3 protein-coding genes are annotated in these 3,148 nt (G+C 73.3%); 2 read left to right on the top strand and 1 reads right to left on the bottom strand.

Going from position 1 to position 3,148, the window contains the following annotated elements:
• Nucleotides 1-140 precede the first annotated feature (140 nt).
• A complete protein-coding gene (locus ACV4UX_RS19535) occupies nucleotides 141-620 on the bottom strand; it encodes a YbaK/EbsC family protein (RefSeq protein WP_491594941.1) in 480 nt (159 codons plus the stop codon).
• Nucleotides 621-888: 268 nt separating this feature from the next.
• On the opposite strand from ACV4UX_RS19535, the gene ACV4UX_RS19530 reads away from it, so the two are divergent.
• Both ACV4UX_RS19530 and ACV4UX_RS19525 read left to right on the top strand, forming a co-directional pair.
• Nucleotides 889-2,352 (top strand): acid sphingomyelinase family protein, encoded by a 1,464-nt coding sequence (locus ACV4UX_RS19530; protein ID WP_491594940.1) that lies wholly within the window; start codon nucleotides 889-891, stop codon nucleotides 2,350-2,352.
• Nucleotides 2,353-2,553: 201 nt separating this feature from the next.
• Nucleotides 2,554-3,148: ATP-grasp domain-containing protein (locus tag ACV4UX_RS19525; RefSeq protein ID WP_491594939.1), on the top strand; the 595-nt coding region annotated here is incomplete at its 3' end.

Here is a 3,148-nt window from a genome sequence, read left to right as displayed (position 1 = left end):
GCGCCGTCCAGGAGGCGCGGGAGCCCGGGGCGGGCGCGGCCAGCCACGTGCGCGGCGCGCACGCCGCCTGCCGCAAACCCTGAGCGCCCGGCCGCACGGCGTGCGGGCCGCACCGAGCTTCCCGGCGCGCACCGGGACCGTCAGGAGGCCTCGGGCGCGGGGACCACGCACACGTCCACCCACTCGCCGCCCGTGACGCGCTCCAGCTCCTCCAGGGTGAGGCGCACGGCGTTGTCCGGGGCTCCGGCGGCGGGATAGACCGGGTCGTAGGCCTTGAGGCTCTCGTCCAGGCAGACGCGCACGCCCTCCTTGAGGGCGAAGGGGCACACCCCGCCGGCGGGATGCCCCACCAGCCCGGGGAGGTCCCCGGCCTGGGGAAAGCGCGCCTTCTCGCCGAAGAAAGCCTTGAATTTCGCATTGTTCAGCCGGGCGAGGCCCATGGCCACCACCACCACCGGCCCCCTGGCCGTGGCGAAGGCCAGGGTCTTGGCGATGCGCCCCTCTTCGCAGCCCAGGGCCTGGGCGGCCAGGGCCACGGTGGCGCTGGAGGTCTCGCAGCGCACGAAACGGTGGGCCAGCCCGTGGGCCTCAAGCTGGGCCAGCACGTCATCCACTCCCATGATGTCCTCCTCGGGTGCCTTCGGCGGGGACTTCCCGGCCGGGCAGGCCCGGCAGAGTGGACCATGCGGGCGCGAGGCGCAAGCCCCGCAGGGGTTCGGCACGCGCGGACGGGACATTTTCCTTGTCAGCCACGCGCAAGTGCGTGCACACCTGTCCCAGGTTCCGGGCGACCCGGTTCGCAAGTATTCCAGGCGGGCGCGGCCGCCCCGCGCCACCCCCTGCCCCCGGGACATACAACCGGGCGCGCCACAGCACGGAGGAGGGCACATGAGACGCCTCACGCACGCAACGCCTACGGACCGCAGGACCTTCCTGCGCCTGCTCCTCTCGGGTGTCGGGGCCGGGGCCGCCGCCCTGGCCGCGCCGTCCCTGCTCCTGGCCGCCAGGCCCGACGACCCGCCCGTGCTCTGCACCGAGGGCGATCCGGCCTCCTCAACGGTCACCGACCCGGCGAACCTGGGGCGCTTCCTGCTCTTCTCCGACGTGCACTTCGACCCCTTCGCCGACCCCTCCCGCGTGAAGGCCCTGGCCGCCGCCCCGGCGGCCAACTGGCGGGAGATCCTGGCCGCGCCCGGACAGGGTTTCGGCCCCTATGGCAAGGACACCGGCGACGCCCTCTTCCAGTCCTTCCTGGACGACATGGCCCGCCGCCTCCCGGCCCCGGACTTCCTGCTCTTCCCCGGCGACATGCTCTGCCACGACTTCTGGGCCCTCTATCCCCGCCTCTCCGGCGACGCCTCGCCCCAGGGCCTGCTGGCCTTCATCGCCAAGACCGCCGAATACTTCCTGACCGAGGTGACCCGCCGCTTCCCCGGCGCGTCGCTCTATCCGGCCCTGGGCAACAACGACAGCGCCGAGGGCGATTACGGCATCGCGCCGCGAAGTCCCTTCCTCTCGGCCACCGCCCCCCTGGCCGCGCGCCTGGCCCTCAGGGACGACGCCTCCCGGGCGCGCTTCCTGGAGTCCTACCCCCAGCTGGGCTGCTATTCCCTGACCCTGCCCGGACCGGCCGGGGCGCGCCTCGTGGTGTTCAACAACATCTTCTGGACCAAGCGCTCGCCCCACCAGAACGCCGGAGCGGCCGTGCGGGACTTCCTGGAGCGCGAACTGGACGAGGCCGAGCGCCAGGGCGTGAAGGCGTGGCTCATGGGGCACGTGCCGCCCGGGGACAACACCAAGGCCACGGCCACCAAGTTCCGCAAGACGGGCAGGGACGTCTACGACCCGTTGCTCACGGGCGGCTGGTCCGGCGTGCAGGCCGGGCTTCTGGTGAAGCACGCCGCCACGGTGCGCGCCAGCCTGGCGGGCCACGTGCACCGCGACGAGTTCCGGCTGGTCTCGCCCAGGCCCGGGGAGGCCCCGGTGTCCGCCCTGCGCATGGCCCCCTCCATCTCGCCCGTCACGGGCAACAACCCGGGCTACCAGGTGTACGCCTACGACAGGCGGACCATGGACCTCCTGGACCAGACCACCCACTACCTGGACCTGGGCGCGCAAGGCCGGGCCTGGGCCGAGGAGTACACCTGGTCGCGCGTCTACGGCCGGGGGCTGCGCGCGGCCAAGGACTGGCAGGAGATGCACCAGGAGCTGCTCACCTGTCCGGAGCGGCGCGCGGCCTTCGCCCGGGGCTTCGACCTGCGCAGCCGTCACGTGCGCGAGGTGACGCGGCGGACCTTCCCCGTGGTCTACGACTCCCTCAGCCTGAGCCCCGGCGGCCCGGCCGGGTCGTAGCGCGCCCTGTGGGGCCAATGGCCGCGCGTCTGCGCACGGGCGCGGCGGTCGCGGTCGGGGTGCGGCTCTGCGTGGCGGCCATGGTGCGGGACGTGACCGCCTGCTGAAGCCGCACCGCCCCGGCGGCAGAAGGGAAATTGTCCTCCGGGGCGCTTGCGTGTATGATTGCGCGTCCTACCACCCCACCGCCAGGAGGCCTTCATGACGCGCATCGGCACCCCGCTCACCCCTTCCGCCACCAGGCTGCTGCTGCTGGGCGCGGGCGAACTCGGCAAGGAGGTGGCCATCGAGGCCCAGCGTCTTGGCGTGGAGGTCATCGCCGTGGACCGCTACCCCGACGCGCCCGCCATGCAGGTGGCCCACCGCTCCCATGTGGTGAGCATGCTCGACGCCCAGGCCCTGCGCCGGATCATCGAGGCCGAGCGGCCGCACCACATCGTGCCCGAGATCGAGGCCATCGCCACCGAGGAACTCCTGAAGCTGGAGGCCGAAGGCTACCAGGTGACGCCCACGGCCCGGGCCGCCCGCCTGACCATGGACCGCGAGGGCATCCGCCGCCTGGCCGCCGAGGAGCTGGGCCTGGCCACCTCGCCCTACCGCTTCGCGGACACGCGCGAGGAGTTTCTGGCCGCCTGCCGGGAGATCGGCTTCCCCTGCGTGGTCAAGCCGGTGATGTCCTCCTCGGGCAAGGGCCAGAGCGTGGCCCGCGACGAGGCCCAGGCCCAGGCCAGCTGGGACTACGCCCAGACCGCCGGGCGCGCCGGGGCCGGACGCGTGATCGTGGAAGGCTTCGTGG

This window comes from Fundidesulfovibrio sp. (assembly GCF_058402725.1).
This window is presented reverse-complemented; position numbering and strand designations above follow the sequence as displayed.

Bases quoted from the DNA above. Each gene is read 5' to 3' on its own strand.
- ACV4UX_RS19535 (WP_491594941.1), bottom strand. From the start codon at position 620: ATGGGAGTGGATGACGTGCTGGCCCAGCTTGAGGCCCACGGGCTGGCC.
- ACV4UX_RS19530 (WP_491594940.1), top strand. From the start codon at position 889: ATGAGACGCCTCACGCACGCAACGCCTACGGACCGCAGGACCTTCCTG.